General features: G+C 53.9%; 19 protein-coding genes. 18 read left to right on the top strand and 1 reads right to left on the bottom strand.

Annotated elements, in window-relative coordinates; all coding sequences use genetic code 11:
* Together AC2VLY_RS16065 and AC2VLY_RS16060 are read left to right on the top strand one after the other, a co-directional pair.
* Positions 1-928, top strand: a 928-nt coding sequence (locus AC2VLY_RS16065; protein ID WP_486922633.1) for a flagellar hook-associated protein FlgL, incomplete at its 5' end; no start/stop codon positions are given.
* Positions 929-956: 28 nt separating this feature from the next.
* The gene (locus tag AC2VLY_RS16060; RefSeq protein WP_486893028.1) at positions 957-5660 is read left to right on the top strand and encodes a glycosyltransferase; all 4704 of its coding nucleotides are present in this window, start codon (positions 957-959) and stop codon (positions 5658-5660) included.
* 3 nt (positions 5661-5663) lie between these two features.
* Here AC2VLY_RS16060 and AC2VLY_RS16055 read toward each other — a convergent pair whose 3' ends face one another.
* On the bottom strand, positions 5664-6227 hold the full coding sequence (locus tag AC2VLY_RS16055; protein WP_193650640.1) for a Uma2 family endonuclease: 564 nt from the start codon (positions 6225-6227) through the stop codon (positions 5664-5666).
* Positions 6228-6495: 268 nt separating this feature from the next.
* On the opposite strand from AC2VLY_RS16055, the gene AC2VLY_RS16050 reads away from it, so the two are divergent.
* From AC2VLY_RS16050 to AC2VLY_RS15975, 16 genes are all read left to right on the top strand, one after another.
* A complete protein-coding gene (locus tag AC2VLY_RS16050; protein ID WP_486893027.1) occupies positions 6496-8535 on the top strand; it encodes a flagellin N-terminal helical domain-containing protein in 2040 nt (679 codons plus the stop codon).
* A 143-nt stretch (positions 8536-8678) separates the two neighbouring features.
* The gene (locus AC2VLY_RS16045) at positions 8679-10256 is read left to right on the top strand and encodes a flagellin N-terminal helical domain-containing protein (protein WP_193650642.1); all 1578 of its coding nucleotides are present in this window, start codon (positions 8679-8681) and stop codon (positions 10254-10256) included.
* A gap of 71 nt (positions 10257-10327) precedes the next feature.
* Positions 10328-10735, top strand: coding sequence for a hypothetical protein (locus AC2VLY_RS16040; RefSeq protein WP_486893026.1), 408 nt, complete (start codon positions 10328-10330; stop codon positions 10733-10735).
* Positions 10736-10769: 34 nt separating this feature from the next.
* Positions 10770-12719 (top strand): flagellar filament capping protein FliD, encoded by a 1950-nt coding sequence (gene fliD, locus AC2VLY_RS16035; RefSeq protein WP_193650643.1) that lies wholly within the window; start codon positions 10770-10772, stop codon positions 12717-12719.
* A 15-nt stretch (positions 12720-12734) separates the two neighbouring features.
* Positions 12735-13115, top strand: coding sequence for a flagellar export chaperone FliS (gene fliS, locus AC2VLY_RS16030; RefSeq protein ID WP_193650644.1), 381 nt, complete (start codon positions 12735-12737; stop codon positions 13113-13115).
* 32 nt (positions 13116-13147) lie between these two features.
* Entirely contained in the window at positions 13148-13711 is a 564-nt protein-coding gene (locus AC2VLY_RS16025; RefSeq protein WP_193650645.1) for a PilZ domain-containing protein, read from the top strand.
* A 12-nt stretch (positions 13712-13723) separates the two neighbouring features.
* A complete protein-coding gene (locus tag AC2VLY_RS16020) occupies positions 13724-14794 on the top strand; it encodes a sigma-54 interaction domain-containing protein (RefSeq protein WP_193650646.1) in 1071 nt (356 codons plus the stop codon).
* Entirely contained in the window at positions 14794-15999 is a 1206-nt protein-coding gene (locus AC2VLY_RS16015; RefSeq protein ID WP_193650647.1) for a sensor histidine kinase, read from the top strand. Before AC2VLY_RS16020 ends, AC2VLY_RS16015 begins: the two co-directional genes overlap by 1 nt.
* A 5-nt stretch (positions 16000-16004) precedes the next feature.
* Positions 16005-17369 (top strand): sigma-54-dependent transcriptional regulator, encoded by a 1365-nt coding sequence (locus AC2VLY_RS16010; protein WP_486893929.1) that lies wholly within the window; start codon positions 16005-16007, stop codon positions 17367-17369.
* 55 nt (positions 17370-17424) lie between these two features.
* Positions 17425-17748 (top strand): flagellar hook-basal body complex protein FliE, encoded by a 324-nt coding sequence (gene fliE, locus AC2VLY_RS16005; RefSeq protein ID WP_300249620.1) that lies wholly within the window; start codon positions 17425-17427, stop codon positions 17746-17748.
* A gap of 36 nt (positions 17749-17784) precedes the next feature.
* The gene (gene fliF, locus AC2VLY_RS16000) at positions 17785-19491 is read left to right on the top strand and encodes a flagellar basal-body MS-ring/collar protein FliF (protein ID WP_486922632.1); all 1707 of its coding nucleotides are present in this window, start codon (positions 17785-17787) and stop codon (positions 19489-19491) included.
* Positions 19478-20488 (top strand): flagellar motor switch protein FliG, encoded by a 1011-nt coding sequence (gene fliG, locus AC2VLY_RS15995; RefSeq protein ID WP_193650651.1) that lies wholly within the window; start codon positions 19478-19480, stop codon positions 20486-20488. Before fliF ends, fliG begins: the two co-directional genes overlap by 14 nt.
* 13 nt (positions 20489-20501) lie before the next feature.
* Positions 20502-21254: a flagellar assembly protein FliH gene (locus AC2VLY_RS15990; RefSeq protein ID WP_193650652.1), complete on the top strand. Its 753-nt coding sequence runs from the start codon at positions 20502-20504 to the stop codon at positions 21252-21254.
* Entirely contained in the window at positions 21251-22618 is a 1368-nt protein-coding gene (gene fliI, locus AC2VLY_RS15985; protein WP_193650653.1) for a flagellar protein export ATPase FliI, read from the top strand. Before AC2VLY_RS15990 ends, fliI begins: the two co-directional genes overlap by 4 nt.
* A gap of 6 nt (positions 22619-22624) precedes the next feature.
* Positions 22625-23065, top strand: coding sequence for a flagellar export protein FliJ (gene fliJ, locus AC2VLY_RS15980; protein WP_193650654.1), 441 nt, complete (start codon positions 22625-22627; stop codon positions 23063-23065).
* Positions 23066-23123: 58 nt separating this feature from the next.
* Positions 23124-23519 (top strand): hypothetical protein (locus AC2VLY_RS15975; RefSeq protein WP_486922631.1); only part of this gene is annotated, 396 nt, incomplete at its 3' end.

Here is a 23519-nt window from a genome sequence, read left to right as displayed (position 1 = left end):
TACTTATATCTATGGCGGGTCCAATGCCCAGACGCCGCCATTTCAGCTACAGAGTGATGGCACTGTTCAATACATGGGCGATTCCAGCCAGAAAACCATGCAAATCGGCCCGGGACTGACAACGCCTGTTTCTCAGGCGGGTAATGCGATTTTCATGAATATCCCGGCAGGAAATGGCACTTTTTCGGTAACGGCGTCCGGCAGTAATTATCTGATTCCGGCAACTTCCGGAGCAACAGCCACGGATGTAGGCAATACCACTTTAGGGCCGGGCAGTGTGCTGAATCAGGCGACGGCGGATAGCCAGTTTGTGGCCGGTAATGCTCAATACGAAGTCACTATCAGTAATACTTCCAGCGGCCTGACATATACGGTCAGCAGTGGCACAGGTACGGTTGACAGTACAGGATGGTCAGCCAGCTCCGGAACCGTTGTCAGCGGCACTTATACGCCCGGGCAAAGTATTAACATACCCAGCACCTTGGGCGGCAGCCCCTTTATGACGGTCTCGACCAATGGGCAGCCGGTATCGGGACAGACCGCCCAATTTACTCTGGCTGCGGCAAAGCCCCAAAGCATTTTTCAGACGTTCAGTGATCTGATTGCCGCCTTTACTGGTAGTGCCGGTTCTCCAGGTGCTAACACGAGTCGCTCACAAAACATTAGTAATGCCCTGGCAAATTTGAACCAGTTCCAGACCACGCTGCTGAGTACCCAGGCGCAAATTGGTTCGAACATCCAGCAGGCCCAGAGTGTGCAATCGCTGAATGCTAATCTGACCCAGCAATTCCAGACCGACCGGGGTAATATTGCCGATGTGAGTTACCCCCAGGTGATTACCCAGTTTCAGGAAAGCTCGACAGCGTTGCAGGCTGCACAGAAGGCCTTTGTGCAGGTGCAGGGGTTGAGTCTGTTTCAATATCTGTGACCCAGTCGGTGATATAAGAGGGCGACACTTGAAATCCCAGCGTATCTTCAGCTTTGACTCGCAGCTTGATCAGCGGCAACTGTTTTCCCGCGCCACGCTGCGGGACCTCAATCAAGAGCGAATTGACCTCTGCACCGTCCGCTTCGACGTGCTGCTGGCCGACGGCGTGGCCCAACCGCACGTTGATCTGTACTTCCACCTACCGAAATCCGGCCGTCTGGTTCCGGCGTTGGCATTGCCGATCAATGATGCGGCCAGTTGGTTGACCTGGCCCGATTGCTTCGCCGACTGGCCAGACATCCTTCTTGCGCGTATCACGACCGAGGTGCTGAAACACTGGAAGGGCAATCCTCAGCAGGGACAGGTCATCGTAACCGGCGAGTTCCAGGAGGCATTCGGCGGTACGGTTCAGCAAATGCTTGATGGTCGCTCGATCCCTGGGATGGAAAACTACTGGACGACTGCACAGGTACTCAACCGCTACCGATGGGTCGATAGCCTCGTCACTGAAGGTCGGGTCCTCGAAGTTGCCACGGGCCCCGGCTACGGCGCGGCATGGTTACTCGAACGCCGTCCCGGTGTAACTGACTACCTTGGCGCCGACCTTGATTCGCTGGCCGTCGGTCTGGCCCGTCGTATCAACCCGCCGGGTCGGGCTCGCTTCCATCTTGGCCCCCTTGAGGAGTTGGAGGAGTCGAGCTTCGACTGGGTGTTCTCGCTTGAGACCGTCGAGCATACCGGCGATCCTGAAGCTTTTTTGATCGCACTCATGAGTAAGCTTGCACCGGGCGGGCGCATGCTGTTGTCGCTGCCTTGCGAACGCTGGCACGGCTTTCATCTCAACCCCCATCATTGGAGCGCGTGGAACTACCGCCGCATTCGCGACTTCCTGCAGCCACATTTCGGTCGGATCAGCTACTGGCGCCAAGGGCGGCCGTTGTTTCAGGAAAATGCCTTGGACGATACGGGACGGATCACCCCGCTGGAGCAGATCAACCCGGATCAAGATGAGGATTATCTGATGCTCTTGGAGGAACCGCGCGAAGCTCCGTGCCGTCCTCGTGTTGTTGTGCAGAGGCGCTATGCTCGTGGTGATGTACTTCAAGTCACCCCTATTGTGCGCGCGGTACGCGAGAAGCTGCCGGATCACACTTTGGTAGTTTCTACCGATATCAACGAGGTATTCGCGGGTAATCCACACGTTGACTTGCTTATGGCGACATCATCCGGCTTCCGACCAAGAGAGAGCGATTTGGTCATTAATCTTGATGAAGTTTACGAGCGCCAGCCAAAGCAGCACATATTGATCGCCTATGCTAATGAGGCCGGTGTTGTCTTGCCAAATCCATCACTTGAATTACATCTTGATCGCCGCGATTATCAAATTATCGGGAGGAGGGTGGCTGCCGCAGGTGATTCCTGGGGAATGGTAAACCGCATTGTAGCCGTGCATATGGGCGCGACCCCCGACCGGTCGTGGCCAATGGCGCATTGGCAGTCACTGCTCGCTGTGTTACTGGCCGATCCGTGCTTAGGCCTGATTGCGGTCGGTGCTGGCGCCGATTTCCAACCGCCCGCTGCAGCGCGCGTCCTCAATCTGGTTAACCAGCTAGATCTGCGTGGAACCGCCGCTGCGATAGCAGTCTCCGACTTGTTGGTTGGCCCAGACTCAGCGCTGCTTCACGTTGCTTCCGCAGTCGGTACTCCGGCGGTAGGCCTCTATGGAATGGCTGATCCAAAGTATCGTGTCCCATTCGGCTCGGAACAGACTGCGCTACGCTCGCCAGTCGAGTGCGCCGGCTGTCTGCACGATCTACCCGCGCCAAACACCGACCCTCGGTGTAAGTTCGGTCAGGCGTTCTGCATGGAGGCGATCTCTCCGACTCAGGTTATCACAGCGGTGCTTAATCAACTTGATCGCCGGCCTGCAGATGCGTGGCGCACCCGCCTGCGACTGGGTGGATGTGGGCAATTTTCGGAGCATTCGCAGTCTCCGCAATGGTCAGAACCGGTAAGGAGTGCGCTCTTGTCGGGAGAAATCGCTGGTGCCGCTGCGTCTTATAACGGCCCTGCGGCCGGGTCGTCGCCCACGCCCGTCCCTTGGCTCCCCGAAGCCCGTTGGCTGCCATCAGAAAAGGCCTGGATCGATGAAACCATCGCTAAGTGGGGTCATGCCGAAGACGCGGTCCCTGATTTTGCTCTAGGCTTGCTGCCGCACGTGCAGTCAGGGGTGCAGCACACTGCTGACTCCTTGAAGGCGCAACGGCTCGGCTGCAAGATACTGTTGGTTCCGGTGCGATCCGACACCGCCGGGTTGATCGCGCGCGCTAACCACGAGCTGCTCGTCGGGGACACCGACTGGCTCGGCCTGATCGACGCTGGCGACCAACTGGCCCCGGATGCTTTGTTCAGGGTAGCCAATGTCATACGGGATCATCCCGAATGGCAACTCATCTACACCGACGAAGATTCCCTCACGGCCGATGGTCAGCACGTCAATCCCCACTGCAAGCCCGATTTCAACCTCGACTATCTGCGAAGCCTCCCCTACATAGGTGGTTTGCTGGTCATCAAAAAAGAACTTTTTGAAGCGCTTGGCGGTTTTGATCCGCAAGCCGATGGCGCGGAAGATTACGATTTCGTCCTGCGTGCCTGGGAAAAAATCGGCGACGCCGGTATCGGTCATATTCCAGAAGTGCTTTACCATCGCTTGCAGGGTGGCGGGCACTGCAACAAGTCCGTTGAGGAAATCCTCCAGGTCAGTCAGGCTGCTTTGCAGCGGCATTTACAGCGCCTCAATATTGCGGCGGAAGTATTGCCCGGACCTTTCCCGCCCGCCACTCGGGTGCGTTATCCCCTGACTGGCACGCCTCTGGTTTCCATCATTATTCCCACCCGCAATCAACTCGGCTATTTGCAGCGCTGCGTGGAATCGCTGATCGAGAAAACCAGGTATGCGCAATATGAAATTCTCATTGTCGATAATGACAGCGATGATGCCGAGGCGCGCACTTATCTGGAAATGCTTGCGGCGCAGGAAGAGCAATTGGGTGGCCGTTTGCGCGTACTAAGGCATCCCGGTCCATTCAATTTTTCAGCCATGAATAACCGGGCAGTGGAACAGGCGCGGGGCGGTTATATCCTTTTGCTCAATAACGACACGGCTGCGCTGCATGACGACTGGCTGGATGAAATGGTCAGTCAGATTTTGCGTCCGGAGGTGGGTGTTGTGGGCGCAAAACTGCTTTTTCCCGATGGCAAAATTCAGCATGCCGGCGTGATTCTGGGAATGCGCGGGCCGGCAGAACATCCCTTCATTGGTCAGCCACCCGAATATCGGGGCTATTTTGGCCGGGCCATGCTGACCCAGAATTTATCGGCGGTGACGGGAGCCTGTCTGCTGATTGAAAAATCCTTATATCAAGAGCTGGGTGGGCTGGATGAAAAACAGTTTCAGGTTTCCTACAACGACATTGATCTCTGCCTGAAAGCACGCGAGGCCGGTCATAAAATTGTGTTCACCCCTTGGGCGATGCTCCTCCATGAAGGTTCCGCCAGTCAGCGTGGTGAAGTCGAGAAAAAACCCAGTCCCGAAAAAGAAAAACGTTTTGCCGGCGAAAAAATGGCTTTTTATCAGAAATGGCTGCCACAATTAGCTTTTGATCCCGCCTATAATCGCCATTTGAGTCTGGCGAGTACGGATTTCTTGCTTGAAGATCAGGCCGCCCTGACCTGGGATCCGGAATGGTGTCCGCGTCCGCGCATTCTGGTGCATCCGGCGGACCGGGAGGGTTGTGGAGAGTACCGGATCATCTCCCCTATGCGCGCCCTGCAAAAGGCGGGGAGAGCACAGGGCTGGGAAACCATGCGAATTTTTGAACCGGCAGAAATGGAACGTTTTTCTCCGGAAAGTATTGTGTTGCAGCGGCAGATGGAATGGCCGCAAATCGAAGCCCTGGAAAGGCACAAAAAGCTGCTGAAAACCTTCCGGGTGTTCGAAATTGATGATCTTATCACTAATCTACCGGTAAAAAGCCTGCACAAGGTCCAAATACACAAAGACATCGCCAAGCGTTTCCGCAAGGCAGCGGGTTTGTGTAACCGTCTGGTGGTCGCGACTGAGCCCCTCGCCAAAGCCTATAAAGGATTCGCCGATGAGGTGCGCGTTCAACCCAATTGTATTGAAGACGCCATTTGGGGATCCTTGCAGCCCCGCCGACGCGCTGAGGCCAAGCCCAGGGTCGGTTGGGCCGGCGGTGTAGGGCACACGGGTGATCTGGAGATGATCGCTGATGTGGTGCGCGATCTGGCCGACGAGGTGGACTGGGTGTTTTTCGGCCTCTGCCCCGATGCCCTGCGACCGTACGTCCGCGAGTTCCATACCGGCGTGCCCTTACCCCAGTATCCCAGCAAATTGGCCAGTCTGGACCTGGATCTGGCTCTGGCGCCCCTGGAAAACAATCCGTTCAATGAAGCCAAAAGCCACCTGCGGATTCTGGAATACGGAATCCTCGGCTATCCGGTGATTTGTTCAGACATTTTCCCCTATCAGGGAGATTTTCCCGTCACCCGGGTCGCCAATCGCTATCGCGACTGGGTACGGGCCATCCGTGAGCAGATTGCCGATCGGCAGGCGCTGGTAGCGGCGGGCGACCGCTTGCGGGAACATGTGCGCGCCCACTGGCTACTGGAGGAGCATCTGGACGACTGGCTGGCGGCCTGGCTGCCCTGAGGCTCAAAGCCCGCTGTCTTCATAAAGATCATCCAGAGATAGGCTGATGGATAACCCTCCACAGTCCAACTGGAGGATATCGCCGGGGTCGAGAATCTGCTCGCCCCAAGTGCTCCCTTCGCGACTGAACAGGCGGGCGTAAACCCGCTCCGAATCTACCAGAAGATAGTACCGTAAAGCGTGGATATCCCGGTAGGCGAGCCATTTTTCCCGCTGGTCGATGGCGGCGGTAGCCGGAGATAAGACCTCGGCCAGAAAGCAGGGCGCGCTTTTGTACAAGGGATGATTGTCTTCTGGATCACAGACCAGCATGGCATCAGGATAATAATAGGCCTGATGGGTGGAGATGCGCAGCTTAATGTCCGCCATGAAGGCACGGCATGGGCGACCACGGCTGACTGCGCGCAGATGAAAAAAAATATTACCCGCAATACGGTTGTGTCGCTCGCTGGCACCGGCCATGGCAAACACTTCGCCAGCCAGATACTCGCTTTTAACATCAGCCAGTGCTTCGGCATCAAGGTACTCTGTTTCGCTCAGGCTTCGATGCTCGGTACAGGCGCTCATGGGTTACCTCGGTGATGAAGGGGGCCATTGGCGATGAATGTAGCTTGTAGGGGCTGGATCCTCAAGCTCTGGAAATGGCCGGTTTGCCCGGAAAGAAGAGCGGCAACATATTGCCACTTTTGAGTCGGCTTTATGTCATATCTTGGCGCAACTACCATCAAATATGCCTTGATCAGCTTTATCCTGCTGATATTCCGGTATTAAATAAATATGGTACTGATTTTGCTTCCGGTCTTGAGTGTTGGTGCTGCAAACAGACGGACAGGCAATGGCTATATCAGGTGTGATCAATACAAATACTTCGACTTTGAACACGCTGGACGCACTCAATGGCACCCAGGGTGGCCTTGATACTTATTTGCAACAGCTATCTACGGGTAAGCGTATCAATAGCCCGGCTGACAATCCGGCAGACTACGCCATCGCCCAGCGTTTTCAGTCCAAAATCAATGGGTTGAACCAGGCGGTTGCCAACGGCAACCAAGGCGTTTCCCTGATACAGACCGCCACTGGAGCCGTCCAGAATCAGATCAATTTATTGCAGCAGATTCGGACCACGGCAGTGCAGGCTGCCAATGCTTCCAATACCACTTCAGATCGCCAGGCTCTGCAGGGCGTGGTCAGTCAGTTGCTGGCCCAGGTGCAGACCATTGCGACCCAGACCCAGTTCAACGGTCAGAACTTGCTGGATGGCACTTTTGCGGGTGCTGCCTTTCAGGTGGGTGCCAACTCCAACCAGATAATCAATGCGGCGGTGGGAAATGCGCAGACTTCAGCCATGGGCGATCATATACCCGCAGTTTCCCCATACAGCGATAGCTACGGATGTAATGGCTCCTTTGTGAGCGGCGGTTTTGCACCTGGAGGCGCCTTTACCATCACTCCTGCCCAGACCAGTGCTTACTTTACTTTTAGCGGTGGTTCTTATGATTTCTATATATCCCGTGGGGTGGGTCGTATTAACGGAGGTGGCGAACAGCTTAACTCCAGTCCTCAGCAAATTCAGGTCAATTTGAGGAATCCGCCGGATATGGCTGAACTGCAAACCTTGGCCACGCAAATCAGTAGTGCGGGCATTCAGATTTCTGGAACAACGCAAATGGTCAATGGTATTCCTGTGCTGAGATTGACCTATCCTGCTAATGATCAGGGGATTTATTTTAGTGCAACCAGTGGAACCAGCGGTATCATCCCGGGCAGTGGTCAGGCTGTTGCGTCGGGTTCTACAGGAATTTTTCGGGAAGTTTATATCAGAAACGGTACTATCAGTTCTCAAGGAATTCCATTGAGTAGTGGGACGACGACTGATGAAGCGATTATCCCCCCGAATACCTATTACGGCTCCTTCAGTTCCGGAACGGGGAGTAGCGGGCTCAGCATCCAAGGCCCATTCGGTAACGCGCAAGTGGATGTCAACACCGAAACTGAATCGGCAGCAAGCATTGCTGCGGCCGTCAATGCCGTATCCCAGCAGACAGGAGTCACGGCCAATGCCTATACCAGCGCCTCCTTCCTGGTGACCACGGGAAGCTACAACTTTACCCTCAGTAATGGGAGTAGTGGTTTACCAAGGAATGCCGTGAACATCTCCGCCAGCGTGAACAATGCCACCAACGGCCAGCCTAATTTGAATGCCTTGTTGACGGCCATCAACCAGCAGACGGCGGTAACCGGAATCGCTGCCAGTAGCCGGGTAATCAATGGTAAACCCGAGCTGATTCTCACCAATGCCAATGGCGACAATATCAATATTTCAGCTGGGTTAGCCAATGGTCAGTTGGCATCCACGGCCCTTGCCGCAGGTTCCACCGGCAGTTTGCAAGCCGTCAGTGGCAGCACTCAGGCCCTTATCGGTTACCCCATCAACAGTGGATCTCATGCCGCGTTGATCCAGGGGGCGGTGCAATTTGCTTCGGCCAGCGCCTATCGGATCAATAATGGCGATATGATCGGATTCAGCAGCCAGGTCAGCAGACTGCAGAGTGGTTCGGCTCTGGCCGATATTGATGTGAGCACCCAAGAGGGGGCGCAACGGACCATTACCATTGTGGATCAGGCCTTGAACTATTTGAACCAGCAAGCCAGTGAGCTGGGTGCCACCCAAACCCGGATTCAGGTTTCAGTAGTCAATGACCAGAGCTCGGCCACCAATATGCAGTCGGCCCAATCGACTGTCCAGGATGCCAGTATTGCCCAGGCAACCTCACAGTTGACCAAATACCAGATTTTACAACAGGCAGGCATCTCGACCCTGGCTCAGGAAAACGCGCTTCAGCAGGCCTATCTCAAGCTTCTGCCATCAGGCTGAGATGTTCAAAGCGATAAACATCATCGCTTCCCCACTAACTGAGTCGATTCAAGTTTTTTCGCTGGAGTGTCGTTATAGGGAATGTACGAAGTAAGTACAGCTTGGCAAGGATGCCATTTCAACCCTAAGAAAGGAGCACGATCATGGCAATTTCAGGAATTATCAATACCAATACCTCAGCATTGAGTACGCTGAATGCATTAAATGGTACGCAAGGAAGTCTCAATACATACCTTCAGCAGTTGTCCACGGGCAAGAGTATCAATGGCCCGGCGGATAACCCTGCGGGTTACGCGATTGCCCAGCGTTTTCAGACCCAGATAAACGGGTTGAATCAGGCGGTTTCCAACGGTAACCAGGGCGTTTCTCTGGTTCAGACCGCTACAGGTGCCATTCAGAACCAGACCAGCCTGTTGCAGCAGATTCGCACCACGGCTGTCCAGGCAGCTAACGCTTCCAACACCACTTCAGACCGGCAGGCTCTGCAGGGCGTGGTCAGCCAATTGTTGGCGCAGGTGCAGACCATTGCCACCCAGACCCAGTTCAATGGCCAAAACCTGCTGGATGGTACTTTTGCGGGTGCTGCCTTCCAGGTAGGTGCCAACTCCAACCAGATTATTAATGTGGCGGTTGGAGATACAACTACCTCTTCAATGGGTAACTATTCTACGACTGTATCAGGGGGTGCATACACAAGCAGCGGATCTTTTCAGATGGGTGGTTATGCTGCTGGTGGATCATTCACAATCAGTACCAGTAGCGGTGCGGGAAACTTCCTTTCCGGTTCGGCATTGAACATTCAGGGTAGTGTCGGTAACGCCTCAGTGAGTGTAAATTCCTCGACTGAGTCTGCCGCCAATCTTGCCGCTGCGGTGAACGGTGTTTCTGCACAGACTGGTGTTTCTGCTCAGGCTTATACCAGTGTTGCATTTACGGCTACAGCAGGTACATACACCTTTACTCTCAGTAATGGTAGTAGTGGTGCCCCAACCAATGCAGTTAATATTTCTGCAGATGTCACTCAGGGTTCCAATGGTCAGGCTAATATTAGTTCGCTGGTCACGGCCATCAATAATCAGGCGGCTGTTACTGGTGTATCGGCAGGTACGCAGACTGTCAATGGCACAACGGAATTAGTGCTGACCAATGCGAACGGTAACAACATCAACATTTCGGCAGGAGTAACCAGTGGAGGGGCGCTGAGTGGTGCTGGACTGGCTTCAGGATCAACGGGTTCGTTACAGGCGGTCAGTGGAACGGGTGCTTCATTAGTTGGGACAGCCATCACCAGCGGTTCTGCAAATGCCTTGATTCAGGGTGCGGTGCAATTTAATTCCGCCAGCTCTTACGCTATTGGCAACGGTGGTAGCATAGGCTTTAGTACACAGGCAACCAGCTTGAGTGGATCTGCGGTATCAAACATCAACGTCACCACCGCCGCCGGTGCCCAGCAGGCTATTGGTATTGTCGATCAGGCCATCAACTATCTGAACCAGCAAAACGGTAGTCTGGGTGCCATCCAGAACCGGATTCAGGCTTCGGTCTCCAATGATCAGACTACGGCTACCAACCTGCAGTCTGCGCAGTCGGTGGTTCAGGATGCGAATATCGCGCAGGCGACTTCGCAGTTGACCAAGTATCAGATTCTGCAGCAGGCAGGTATTTCTACCCTGGCGCAGGAAAACTCTTTGCAGCAGAGCTACCTAAAGCTTCTGCCCTAAGGTCATGATGCTTTAATCAGTTTCTCTCCCACTTCTGCAGGGTGGGAGAGTTTTATCAGTGGAGAATGGACATGGATAAGCTCTCTATTGCAAACAGTTCGCTAACTGGTCAGGGAGCCGCAGTGGCAGATACCCGGCAGGGGTTAGAGGCGAATGTTCCGCCGGCACGACCGCCAACAGCACAGCAAAATACTTTGGACATAACTTCAACAACACCCAAAAACAAAACATTGCAACCTGAAAAGGTGCAACAGGCTATTCAGAAATTACAAAATAATTTACCGGCAAGTGCTTCTGTTACCTTACAGGCTGGTCTGGACCCGGACGGAACCCATCCCGGACAGGTTCTGGTGAAACTGAGTGATAAAGTTACCAAACAAACGTTTTTTGAATATTACGTCCCGGCTGAACAGGTTGTGAAAAGTGCTGAAACCGTTGACGCATTGCAACCCGGTAGCCTGATGAATACTAAGGCCTGAATTTTTTGAAATTTATTGTGCAGGAGTAAAGATTATGACCGCTTCACTATCTGGTTTGGTCAGTGGCATTGATGTCCAGTCACTTATTACGAATTTAAGTGCGGCTTATCAGGCACCTATTACTATCCTGCAAAATCAGCAACAATCTTACCAAACTACTTTAAGTGCCTGGGGTACCCTGCAAAGCAGTCTTTCTGGTTTGCAGTCGGCCATGAGCAGTTTGCAGAATCTGGGAAATACCAATAATCGCAGCGTGACTCTTTCCAATGACAATGCAGCTTCGGCTTCGGCTTCAGCCAATGCGCCGCAGGGAAGTTACAGTCTGAGTAATATGGTCCTTGCACAGTCCCAGAGTATTTATTCCAGCAATTTTACCAGCGCCACCAATAATTCAGTGGGTACCGGTACCCTGCAACTTCAGGTGGGTAGTGGGGCTGTCCAGAATGTGGCTATCAACGCCTCCAATGACAGTCTGGATGGTATTGCCAGTGCCATTAATCAGGCCGACACCGGGGTGAATGCCGCCGTCGTCTATGATGGTACGGGCTATCGCCTGACTTTGACCGGAAAGGGTACGGGGGTAAATAGTGCTTTCTCGGTGGGTACCAGTGGTGCAACCGGCAGCTTATCTTCGCTCAGCTACAGCAGTGGTGCATCAGGTTCCATGACCTTGAGCCAACAGGCTCAAAATGCTGGCGTCAGCATTAACGGTTTGCCGGTTACCAGTGCGACCAATACGATTTCTGGTGCCATTCCCGGGGTGACGCTCAATTTGCTGCAGGCCAGCGGTAGTGCAACCCTGCAGGTTTCCAGCAGTAATAGTGGTTTTGTGTCGGGCGTGCAGAGCTTTGTGAGCGCTTTCAATAAGACCATGGGTACCATCAACCAGTTGACCGCCTATAATGCTCAGGCTGGTTCTGGCGGCCCCTTGTTGGGTGATGCTTCGGTGCAGGGTTTGCGTACCCAGTTGCTGGATATGATTTCCGGACAGGGTATCGGGATCTCTTCGGGTAGTTCGTATAACTCCCTTGGCAGTGTGGGTTTGGGACTCACCAGCAGTGGCACGATCAGCCTGAATACCGGCACTTTGAGTACGGCTCTCTCTGCTGATTTCAATACGGTAGCGGGCCTGTTTGGTCAGGCGGGTAGTACCAGCAATGCCAATGTCCAGTATCTGACGGCGACCAGCGCAACGCAGGCAGGGACTTATGCCATTAATGTGAGCCAGGCTGCGACCCAGGCCAGCACATCGGGGAGTGCCGCCATTCCTTCCGGTGGCATTCTTCAGAGCGAAAGTCTGACTTTTGGATCGGGGGCCAGTTCGGTGGTGGTTTCATTGAGTTCGGGCAGCACCCTCAATGATATCGTCAATACCATCAATGATACCTTGCAGCAGTCGGGAATGACGGGCATTACCGCCAGCGCCAATAATGGTTATCTGGAATTGCAGTCCAATGCTTACGGAAGCGCCCAGTCTTTTACCGTGCAATCTAATGTGGCGGCAGGTTCCGGCGGCACAGGCATCGGTACCAGCCTGCTGACGGCTACCGGAACCGATGTGGCGGGGACGATTAATGGTCAAAGTACCAGCGGTTCCGGTCAGACCCTGACGGTGACCGGACCGGGGAATGCTTCGGGTTTACAGGTCAGCATTACCGGAAACAGCACCGGCAATCTTGGTTCGGTAACCCTCAGTCAGGGGTTGTATCAACAGATGACTGCGCTTTTGAGTTCGGCGCTGAATGCCCAAAGTGGTTTTGTGAGCGCCGCACAGAATGGCATTACCTCTTCCATTAATGGCTTGGGTGCGCAAATTACGACGCTGCAGCAGTCAGCCTCCAATCAGACCGCTTTGCTCACCCAGCAGTTTGCTGCCATGCAGTCACAACTGTCTTCTCTGCAGTCTACCGGTCAGTATCTGAATGCATTTTATTCTTCCAACAGTTCCAGCTCGTCCAGTTCCAGTTCGAGCTCCAGTAGTTAAGGGAGGTTTTAGGCCATGAGTGTAGCAACAGCAGCGGCCATGCAGGCTTATAAGCAGGTTGGCAATCAGGGGGTTTCCAGTGATCGGCTGGTTTTGTTAGGTCTGGAAGGTGTACTGGAATATATACGGCGCGCTCGTTTGGCGATTCAAGCTATGGACATTAGTGCCAAGGCCGTTTCCATGGACAAGGCCTACCAGTTGACCGCGCATCTTTTAGCCAGCGTGAATTTTCAGGAGGGCGGTGAAATTGCCAAAAATCTCGACAGTCTTTATCGTTTCCTGTTAAATCAGTTGGCACAAGCCAATATTTTTGATGATTTGCAGGCGCTGGATGCCTGCCAGCCGGTGCTGATAGATTTGCGCGATGCATGGAGGGGGCTGCTGAGTCATTCCTGAGGCATAACTTTCCGCATGTTAGGGAGTGACTGATGCTGGAGCAGCATGCCGTCGTACTGGAAGATGTGCTTCCCCTGCGTCTGGAGAAGGGTGAAGTAGACACTGCGCGACGCGGTCGTCTGATGCTGGATAACATGGCGCTTCTTAAAGCGTTGCTGGTGATGGATGATCACTTGCTCGTGGAAGATGATAGCCGGGAAGCCATCAGCAGCCTGGAAACCAAAATCGATTTGCTGCTGCTCCTGGTGGGTAAGGGCATACAAGGGCTGGAACCTTTGCCACCATGTTATTCCTGCGCGCTGGGCGCAGAGGATTTGTATTGGGAGACAGCATCTCCGGCAGGGTTTCCCCATGAGAATGGCCCGGTTTGTGTGGCCCTTTTTTTGCGCCCCAGGATTGCCATGCCGCTGTTTCTTCCGGGCACCCTCCAGATGTCAGTGACTCAGCCAGAGGCAAGCGCAGAAACGCTATTCCGTTATCATTTGCACTTTCAGCTAGACGCACGCGTGCAAGAATCATTAGATCGACTAATATTCCGTCATCATCGGCGTTCCATAGCGCGGCAAAAGGATCATCATCATTTTTCCGCAGAATGACAGGCGTTTGTTATGTACACTGAAGTAAGCACGGAAAGCGGATCGACTCTGGAGAGGCGCAGCCTGTCGCGCGAAAGCTGCGGACTGGTTGGGAACAGTGTGTCTATTCAGCGCATGACAGCGATGCTGGCCAAGGTGGCAAAAACAGACAGTACCGTCTTGATTCTGGGTGAATCGGGTACTGGCAAGGAAGTCATCGCCCGCTGTCTGCATCAACAATCCCTGCGTAGTCAGGGGCCTTTTGTGGCAGTAAACTGCGGGGCCATTCCCGAAGAACTCATGGAAAGTGAGCTCTTTGGTCATGAAAAAGGAGCTTTTACGGGTGCTTTGGCCGCGCGTAAAGGCCGTTTTGAGCTGGCCGAGGGTGGAACTCTTTTTCTGGATGAAATTGCCGAAATGAGTCCGCAAATGCAGGTGAAACTGCTGCGTGTGCTTCAGGAAAAACAATTTGAACGGGTGGGCGGTGCGCGGGTGTTGGTGAGCAATGTGCGGATACTGGCCGCTACGCATCGTAATCTGGAGGCGCGGATTCAGGAAGGCAGCTTCAGAGAAGACCTGTATTATCGTCTGAATGTTTTTCCGGTACACGTGCCGCCCCTGCGCGATCGCCCGGGTGATATTCATTTGCTCTTCGCCTATTTCATGGACAAATTGACCGCTGAAGGTCATCTGTCTGTCATCCTTGATGATGATTCCCTGCGGGCCTTGAATGCCTACCACTGGCCCGGGAATGTCCGGGAGCTGCGCAATCTGGCAGAGCGACTGGCGATTTTGCATGGCGGCGAAAAGCTTTCCTGTGCAGACCTGCCCGCCCGCATGCGCAGTGTGGAAAATTTGGAGTTGCAGGATGAACGGCAAAGTCTTGCTGCCGTGTGGGCAGAGCCTTCGGTGAGCTTGCCGGAGCCGCCCTTTGATCTCAAATTGCATCTGGAAGAAATCGAAAAGGAATTCCTGCTGCAAGCGTTGGCCATGTGCGATCAGGTGGTTGCCCGTGCTGCGGAACGTTTGGGGCTGCGGCGGACGACCATGGTCGAAAAACTGAAAAAATACGGACTGAGCACGATCAGGGATATGGATCATTAATGTCTGATGCTGGCTCTCCGCCCTTGTCTGATGCTTCGAGCCTTATCGAAGCTTTCAAACTCTTCAACAAAACCTCACAAGAACTGACGGAAGCCTACGGTACCCTGCAGCAGGAAGTGCAACGTCTTTCTGCCGAGCTGGCCGAGGCGAACGTGCGTCTTCGTGCCGAACTGCAAGCCAAGGAACAAATGCGTGAACGCCTTGCTTTGCTTCTGGAAATGCTCCCGGGTGCGGTATTGGTGGTGGATCATGCGGCGCTGATTGTGGAAATGAATCCGGAAGCAATTCGTTTGCTGGGAGCGGATTTGCGAGGTTCGGACTGGCAGGCCTTGCAACCCAGACCCATGTCAGGTTCCGGGAATGAATGGTTGCTGCTGCGTGGTCCTGGCAGGGATCAGCCTGTACAGGTGACACTTGCTGTCAATGCGTTGCCGGGCGGGGGTGGGCAGGTGGTTTTATTGCAGGATGTGACAGCGGCGCGCGCCCGTGAGGAGGCTGCCCAACGACGGGAACGTCTGGCTGCGATGGGAGAAACGATGGCAGGACTGGCGCATCAATTGCGCACACCTTTGGCCACGGCGCTGCTCTCTGTTTCACACCTGCAATTTGAACGTGGTTCCGAACATTTTGCGCGGCAACAGCAGCGCGCGCTGGAGAGATTGCAACATCTGGATGCGACCATTGATGCCATGCTGCGTTTTTTGCGCGGTGCGGAGCAGGAAAGTGGCTCTGTGGCATTGATCGAAATTCTCCATACCTTGCAGCGGGAATGGGATCCACATTTTCGTCAAAAAAATGTCACTCTGGAGATTGGGGTTGCACGGGATGACTGGTTTTTGACGGGAACCCTGGCTGCCTGGGTCAGCGTATTGGCCAATGTCCTGCATAATGCGCTGCTTTTCAGCAACGCTGGACAGTCAGTCAGCATCAGGCTTGAAGAAGTCAATCGGGGTACTTTGCGCCTGAGCATTCGGGATTTTGGCCCGGGTATTGCTGAAACGGATCAGGAAAGGATTTTCATCCCATTTTATACCACACGCCGGGATGGTACCGGATTGGGTTTGGCCATTACCCGTAATTTTGTGGTGGCCATGGGGGGAAGTATAGAGCTGGAAAAGGTATCCCCCGGTACCTGCTTGGTGCTGCTTCTGCCGTTATGGCAGGTTGCTCAGCCATTGCCCAGCGGTTCAATGAGTCAGGAGTAGGAAGCATGGAGCAGTACCAGGCCCGTATTTTACTGGTTGAAGATGATGAATATCTGGCTGAAGCCTTGCAGGAGGCGCTGGATGATCAAGGCTATCGGGTGCAATGGGCCGAAGATGGCACGGCTGCATTACGCCTGCTGGCGGCGACGTCTTTTGATCTGGTGGTCAGTGATGTGCAGATGCGTCCTATGGATGGTTATACCCTTTTGAAAACCTTGAGCGTACAACATGATGCACCGCCAGTATTGATGATGACCGCCTGGGGTACGATTTCCGAGGCGGTGCAGGCTTTGCAAAATGGTGCGGTAGATTATGTGGTGAAACCCTTTACGGTAGATGTTCTGCTGGAAAAGCTGCGTAAATTTGCGCTTCCACATTTGCCAGCCGATAGCCAAGGACCTGTGGCGCAGTCTCCGGCCATGTTGGCAACGCTGGAAATGGCGAAAAAGGTGGCTTCCACGGACGCCACTGTGCTGCTGATGGGCGAAAGCGGTGTTGGAAAAGAAGTGTTGGCACGTTATATCCACCAGCAAAGCCGTCGTCAGGCGGGGCCATTTGTTGCTGTCAATTGTGCAGCCATTCCGGAAAGCCTTCTCGAAGCCACTTTGTTTGGGCATGAAAAGGGGGCATTTACGGGTGCGGCGCAGAGTAGCGCAGGGAAGTTCGAGCAGGCCCAAGGCGGTACGTTACTGCTTGATGAAGTGACAGAAATGCCTGTTCAATTGCAGGCCAAGTTACTGCGGGTGCTGCAGGAGCGTGAGCTGGAGCGGGTCGGCGGCAAGCAGACCATTCCCCTCAATATTCGTCTGATTGCCACCAGTAATCGGGATTTGCGCCAGGCCGTAGCGGAAGGCGTTCTGAGGGAAGACCTGTATTATCGTCTACAGGTTTTTCCTATACAGATTCCACCATTGCGCGAACGCCAGGCGGATATTCTCCCGCTTTCCGAGCATTTGTTAAAACGGCACTGTCAGCAGATGGGGCTTCCCGTAAAAGGGCTCAGTATGGCAGCAAAACAGCAGCTCTACTTTTATGAATGGCCCGGCAACGTGCGCGAACTGGAAAATGCCCTGCAACGTGCGCTCATTCTCTCGGTAGAAAGTGACATTCAGGTATATGATCTGGGTTTGCAGGGATCGTCTGCAAGCATACCTTTGCCTGAAGCGGGTAATGCATTTGTGGAGGAAACAGCAGGCCCCGTTGTGGCCCTGGATGATCTGCGTGCGCATCATGAACGTGAAGCCATTGCCTTGGCCTTGGGCCAAAGTCGCGGTTCAAGGGCTCTGGCTGCAGAGCGTTTAGGCATTAGTCCCAGGACCTTGCGTCACAAAATCCAGCGCTTTCGGGAAGCTGGTTATGAGTTGGGATAAAACTGGCTCGGATATTGCTTGTAGTTTTCAGGAAGAGTGAACGAAAGGTGCGACCATGAGTAGTGTAGATTCCCTGGATTCCTTGATGACGCAGTTGCGCGCTCTGGCCGATCAGGCACAGGGTGTCAAAGTGCCGGATAAATCCACTGCCGGTCCGGATGACTTTGCCAACACCCTGAAAAGCATGGTTGGGTCGGTCAATCATCAACAAAGTCAGGCGAATGCACTGCAGTCGGATTTTTCCAATGGCGACAAATCGGTCAGTCTCAGTCAGGTGATGGTTGCTTCGCAAAAAGCGGATCTTTCCTTTCAGACCATGCTTCAGGTGCGCAACAAGCTGGTTTCTGCGTATCAGGACATCATGAATATACAGGCATGATTCCATGCGTTTCTAGCACTTGTGTAGATTCTGCTGATGGCGACTGAAACCGCTACGAATCTCAACCTGGCGGGCGGAGCCGCACAGGTGCAGCGACGCTGGCAGGAGCTGCCGCCGAATCGCCGTCTGGGCGTGTTGGTAGCTTTGGCTGCTGTGCTTGCCGTTCTGATTGCCGTAATTTTCATGAATGGAAGCACTTCGTACAAGGTGCTGTACACCAATCTTTCGGATCGTGATGGTGGGCAGGTGATTGCCGAGTTACAGAAGCTGAATGTGCCCTACAAAATTGGCGATGGTGGTGCAGTGATTTCTGTACCCGCCAATCAGGTTTATGCGACCCGCATGAAATTGGCCGCAGACGGTTTACCCAAAGGTGCCGGTGTGGGTTTCGCCATTCTGGACCATGAACCCATGGGTACCAGTGATTTTGTGGAGCACGTGAATTACCAGCGTGCTTTGGAAGGTTCTCTGGAAAGAACTATTGCCTCCCTCAGTTCTGTGGAAGGTGCCAAAGTACATCTGGCCATGCCCAAGCCCTCGGTATTCCTGAGCGAGCAGGAAAAACCCACGGCTTCGGTGATGCTGAACCTGTATCCCGGTCGCGAACTCAGCGGGGCTCAGGTGGCCGGCATTGTTCATCTGGTTGCTGCCAGCGTGCCGGGGCTCTTGGATAAAAATGTTACGGTAGTGGATCAGCACGGCAATATGCTGAGCACCCGTGGCAATGCGGATAACGGATTACAGCCTTCCCAGCTGGCTTACCAGCGTAGCGTGGACCAGCAATACGAAAAACGTATTCAGGCTATTCTGACCCCTATTGTCGGTGCCAAAGGCGTGCGCGTAGCCGTATCGGCGGATATTGATTTCGCCAAAAGTGAAAGCAGTTCGGTGAGTTATGGTAAAGGTCAGATTCTCAGCCAGCAGACCCACAATACTTCTGGAACCGGTGGTTCCGGGCCTTACGGAGTTCCTGGAGCGCTCTCCAACACGCCTCCCGGAGTGGCGGTAGCTCCCCTGGTTGCGCCGGTGGCTTCCAATTTGTCACCCGGGGCGCTTATTGCTCTGGCCCCTACGCTGAAAATGCTGGCGCCTACCGAAAGCAGTACGGATTCGACCACCAACTACGATGTGGACAAGACTGTTGTGCACACGGTTCTGCCGGTGGGAACCGTTAAACGCCTGTCTGTGGCAGTGCTCGTCGATGATCAGGCTTCCGAAAGTTCTCTGGGTGTCGTCAAGGCAAAACCTTTATCGGCGGCGCAATTGGCGCAAATCCAGCAGCTGGTGGAAGATGCCATTGGTTATAATGCCAGGCGGGGCGATACGGTCAAGGTCGTCAATATGCCTTTCACTACCCAGTCAGCGGCAAGCGCATTGCCCTGGTGGCAGCAGTCCTGGTTCCTGAATCTCCTGAACAGCGGGCTGCGTTATCTGGTCATTCTTTTTGTGGCATTACTCCTCTATTTTGGTGTTGTCCGCCCGCTTTTAAAACGCCGTGCGCGCCAGGAACCAAGCATGGAGAGTGCGGATATGGAACCTGGAGACAAATCCGTGAACGAGGCGCGGGCTGCCTCTCCAGAATCAGCAGCAGCAATGGCTAATGCTGAAGTCATTCGCGAGCAGGTCAACATTCCCGGTAATCCCCTGGAAACCGATTTGTATGTCTCCCGGCAGCTGGTCATGCAAGACCCTGCCAGAGCAGCGCAGGTTGTCAAAGAATGGTTGTCTAATGAGCACGAGTGAAGATCTCAGTGGCATGGATCGTAGTGCCATTCTTTTGTTGAGTCTCGGTGAGGATGAAGCTGCTGAAGTCATGCGCCATCTGGGACCGCGAGAAGTGCAGAAGCTCGGTGCGGCAATGGCCCGGATGTCGCACATTTCCACGGACCAGGTACAGCTAGTTCTTTCGGATTTTCGCTCCCGACTGGAGCGCCAGACTTCATTGGGCGTGGGTAGTGACCAGTATATACGGGCCATGTTGACCAAGGCTCTGGGTGCGGATAAAGCGGGTAGTCTGATTGATCGGATTCTTCATGGTGGTGATGCCAGTGGTCTGGAAAATCTGAAATGGATGGATGCCCGTTCCATAGCCGACTTGATCAAACTGGAGCATCCCCAGGTGGTTGCCATGATTTTTGCCTATATGGAGCCGGAGCAGACGGGAGAGGTCATTCATCATCTTCCTGATCGCCTGGTCAGTGAAGCCATGATGCGTCTGGCCAGCCTGGAAACCGTGCAGCCTGCTGCCATTCGCGAGTTGAATGAAATTCTGGAGGAACAAATTTCCGGTGAAGCGCAAAGTCTGCAGGTAGCCAGCCTGGGTGGACCAAAAGCGGCAGCTGACGTTCTGAACCGGCTGGAAACCAGTCTTTCATCCAGTATTCTCGACAACATGCGTGAGACCGACGATGAGTTGGCTGACAAGGTCCAGGAGAAAATGTTTGTCTTTGACGACCTGATCAAGCTGGATGACCGCAGCATGCAGGTGTTACTGCGTGAAATACCCTCGGACGGTTTTGTGACAGCACTGAAGGGTGCCAATGCCGCCTTGCGCGAAAAATTCTTTGCCAACATGTCCAAACGTGCGGCAGAAATGATGCGCGATGATCTGGAGGCAAAAGGTCCGGTGCGGGTCAGTGAGGTGGAAAGCAGTCAGAAGGCGATTTTGCAGATAGCTACACGACTGGATGCCGCTGGTCAGCTCAGTCTGGGTGGTGGCAGTAGCGAGGCCATGTTGTGATTGGGCAGTCCTTGTGAACAAGCGTGCGGAGATCATCTCCGGAGACAGCAGTGCTCAGGTACAGCGCTGGCAATTGCCGGAGGTCAAAAATTTTTCACCAGGTTCCCAAGGTGATACAGGGTCGTCCCTAGAAGAGGGCGAAACCCTTTCTGCTGCCGCCATCGCTTTACCAACTGCCGAACAACTGCAGGCCATTTATGCGGAAAGTGAGCAGAAAGGGCATGAACAGGGTTACCAGCAGGGTTATAAAGAAGGGCGGGCCGAAGGCTATCAAGAGGGGCTGGCCCGCGCAGAAGCTGAAAGACGTTCTTTGCAGGATATTCTTTCCGGTCTTTTTTCGCCCTTACAAGCCCTGGATACGAGTGTTGAGCAATCTTTGCTGGCGCTGTCTCTGGAAATCGCCCGCCAGGTTATTCGTCAAGAATTGCGGCTGCGCCCGCAAGTTTTGTTACCCTTGTTGAAGGAAGCGTTGCGTGCGGTACCACTGCGGAGTGTCAACCCCGTTATCCGTTTGCATCCTGATGATATGGATATGCTGCAGCGTCTCATGCCCGAACTTGCCGACCAGGGAGTGGATCTGCTTGCTGATGCCCAAATCGAACGGGGTGGCGTCCTGGTTTCTGCGGGTCTGGATGATAATGCGGCCAGACCCGACCGCCGTTGGCAGGATCGGGATCTGGATCATGCCGCCACTCAGCTTGATTTGCGTCTGGAAAATCGCTGGCGTGCCGTCCTTGAACGCTTATTTGGTGAGCTTTCGGTATGATGTTGCGCTTTGCTGATCGTCAAAAATTGTGGGGAGATACCCTGAATCATTATACGCAAAGATTACCTGAAACATTCCCCGCCTTGCTGCCCAGCGGCCGCCTGGTGCGTATGGTGGGGCTGGTTCTGGAAGCAGAAGGGTTTGATGTGAGTGTCGGTACCCGCTGCCGGGTGGAAGCCAGTAATCAACGCGGTATTGATGCCGAAGTGGTCGGTTTTCACAATGAAAAGCTGCAGTTGATGGCTGCTGGTGATTTGCACGGAGTCAGGCCGGGTGCCCGGGTACAACCCTTGTCCGGGGAAGCACAGGCGAGTGTCAGCGAACGTCTCCTGGGTCGTGTAGTGGATGGGCAGGGTCAGTTTCTGGATGGCCTTGGTCCGGTGTCAGGACTCATCCGTGTGCCTCTGTTGGGTGTCAATATCAACCCTATGCAGCGTGCCCCGGTTAAACGCCCCCTGGATGTTGGGGTGCGCGCCATCAATGCCTTGTTTACCATTGGTCGCGGCGCGCGTATGGGGCTTTTTGCCGGGAGTGGTGTCGGCAAAAGTGTTTTGTTGGGTATGATGGCGCGAAACACCGATGCTGACGTGATTGTGGTGGGGCTGATTGGTGAACGTGGTCGTGAAGTCAAGGAATTTATAGAAGATATTCTTGGCGCGCAGGGATTGCGTCGCGCTGTAGTGGTCGCAGCGCCTGCCGATGTTCCGGCTTTGACCCGGATTCGTGGGGCGCATCTGGCCACAGCCATAGCCGAATATTTTCGTAGTCAGGGAAAGCATGTGTTATTGCTGATGGACTCATTGACCCGCTATGCCATGGCCCAAAGAGAAATCGCGCTGGCAGTAGGCGAACCACCCGCTGTTCGCGGTTATCCACCTTCCGTTTTTGCACGGCTGCCAGCACTGGTGGAACGGGCGGGCAACGGTCCAGTGGGCGGCGGGAGTATTACGGCTTTCTATACCGTTTTGATGGAAGGGGATGATCAACAAGACCCTATTGCCGACAACGCCCGGGCAGTTCTTGACGGGCATCTGGTTTTGTCGCGCAGTCTGGCGGAACAGGGCCATTATCCGGCCATTGATCTGGAAGCATCCATCAGCCGGGTCATGCCAAACATTGTGTCTTCTAATCAGATCAATCAGTTGCATCGTCTAAAACGTCTCTATGGTCGTTATCGGGAACATCAGGATCTGATTGCGGTAGGCGCGTATACACCGGGCATGGATCCATTGCTGGACCAGGCAGTACGTGCTTATCCGGCGATTCTGGGATTTCTCCGCCAGAATCAGCAGCAGTCCGTGCCTTTGCAGAGCAGTCAGGAGCAATTGGCGCAGATCATGGCAACGTATATGGAAGAGGGGTAGTTATTGATGATGAGCCGCCAGAACGTCTTGTTATTTTTGCGGGAGGACGCTGATAAAAGACAGAAAGAAATTGCTGTTCGTCTGGGGAAGCAGCGAAGTTTACTGAGTGAAGTGCAGCAGAAGTTGCAACTCCTGGAAAATTATCTGCAGCAGTATCGAAATCAGGCGATTGCAGCCGAGACCTCGGGCATCCTCGGTGTGCAGGCTCTGGATACCCGCAATTTTATTCATCAACTGGATCAGGTCCTGCAGATTCAGAAGGAAAATGCCCTACGTCAACAGCAAAGCGTGGCACAAATCCAATCTGAATGGGCTTCTGCCCGTGTGCAGGAAAAAGGCTTTGCCGCTTTGGCACGGCGTATCGAGATAGAACAACATGAGCTGGAATTACGCAAAATTCAGAAAGAACTGGATGAATGGGCGAATCGTCGCCCCGGTTGTCAATAAGCTGGTGTGGAATTTGCTTGGGTACTGTCTGATATTTTTAAGCTGAGGATTTATCCGGATGGCAGCGGCAAGCATCGTCAACCCTGTGTCTTCATCAAGCCTTGCCCCAAACCCAGTGGGCAAGGTCGGTGCGCCAGCAGGTAATGAAAAGCCCGACAGTATAAAATTTGCTGCAGTCATGGCAAAGCAACAAACACGGGAAACGCCGCCGCAAAAGTCACCAGAGCACCAGCAGCACGATACCGGTGCGAACCCGAGTGGACATTCACAATCCTCTGCTGAAACCACGCAGGCGGACGCGGCAAATTCACTGCAACCTTTAAGCGGCAAAAGTTTGCCGCAGCCACAGTCAAATACTAGAGATCAAAATGGAACGGTTAGCAAAGACAGTGACCCTAAAAAATCGAAAGATCAACCAGCCAATTCATCTATTGTAATGACAGAAAATTTGCCG

This window comes from Acidithiobacillus sp. TH-A36, assembly GCF_057473445.1.
This window is presented reverse-complemented; position numbering and strand designations above follow the sequence as displayed.

Bases quoted from the DNA above. Each gene is read 5' to 3' on its own strand.
- AC2VLY_RS16040 (WP_486893026.1), top strand. From the start codon at position 10,328: ATGGATAAGCTCTCTATTGCAAACAGTTCGCTAACTGGTCAGGGAGCC.
- fliI (WP_193650653.1), top strand. From the start codon at position 21,251: ATGATGTTGCGCTTTGCTGATCGTCAAAAATTGTGGGGAGATACCCTG.
- fliD (WP_193650643.1), top strand. From the start codon at position 10,770: ATGACCGCTTCACTATCTGGTTTGGTCAGTGGCATTGATGTCCAGTCA.
- AC2VLY_RS16010 (WP_486893929.1), top strand. From the start codon at position 16,005: ATGGAGCAGTACCAGGCCCGTATTTTACTGGTTGAAGATGATGAATAT.
- fliS (WP_193650644.1), top strand. From the start codon at position 12,735: ATGAGTGTAGCAACAGCAGCGGCCATGCAGGCTTATAAGCAGGTTGGC.
- AC2VLY_RS16050 (WP_486893027.1), top strand. From the start codon at position 6,496: ATGGCTATATCAGGTGTGATCAATACAAATACTTCGACTTTGAACACG.
- AC2VLY_RS16020 (WP_193650646.1), top strand. From the start codon at position 13,724: ATGTACACTGAAGTAAGCACGGAAAGCGGATCGACTCTGGAGAGGCGC.
- AC2VLY_RS16025 (WP_193650645.1), top strand. From the start codon at position 13,148: ATGCTGGAGCAGCATGCCGTCGTACTGGAAGATGTGCTTCCCCTGCGT.
- AC2VLY_RS16015 (WP_193650647.1), top strand. From the start codon at position 14,794: ATGTCTGATGCTGGCTCTCCGCCCTTGTCTGATGCTTCGAGCCTTATC.
- AC2VLY_RS16055 (WP_193650640.1), bottom strand. From the start codon at position 6,227: ATGAGCGCCTGTACCGAGCATCGAAGCCTGAGCGAAACAGAGTACCTT.
- AC2VLY_RS16045 (WP_193650642.1), top strand. From the start codon at position 8,679: ATGGCAATTTCAGGAATTATCAATACCAATACCTCAGCATTGAGTACG.
- fliJ (WP_193650654.1), top strand. From the start codon at position 22,625: ATGATGAGCCGCCAGAACGTCTTGTTATTTTTGCGGGAGGACGCTGAT.
- fliG (WP_193650651.1), top strand. From the start codon at position 19,478: ATGAGCACGAGTGAAGATCTCAGTGGCATGGATCGTAGTGCCATTCTT.
- fliF (WP_486922632.1), top strand. From the start codon at position 17,785: ATGGCGACTGAAACCGCTACGAATCTCAACCTGGCGGGCGGAGCCGCA.
- fliE (WP_300249620.1), top strand. From the start codon at position 17,425: ATGAGTAGTGTAGATTCCCTGGATTCCTTGATGACGCAGTTGCGCGCT.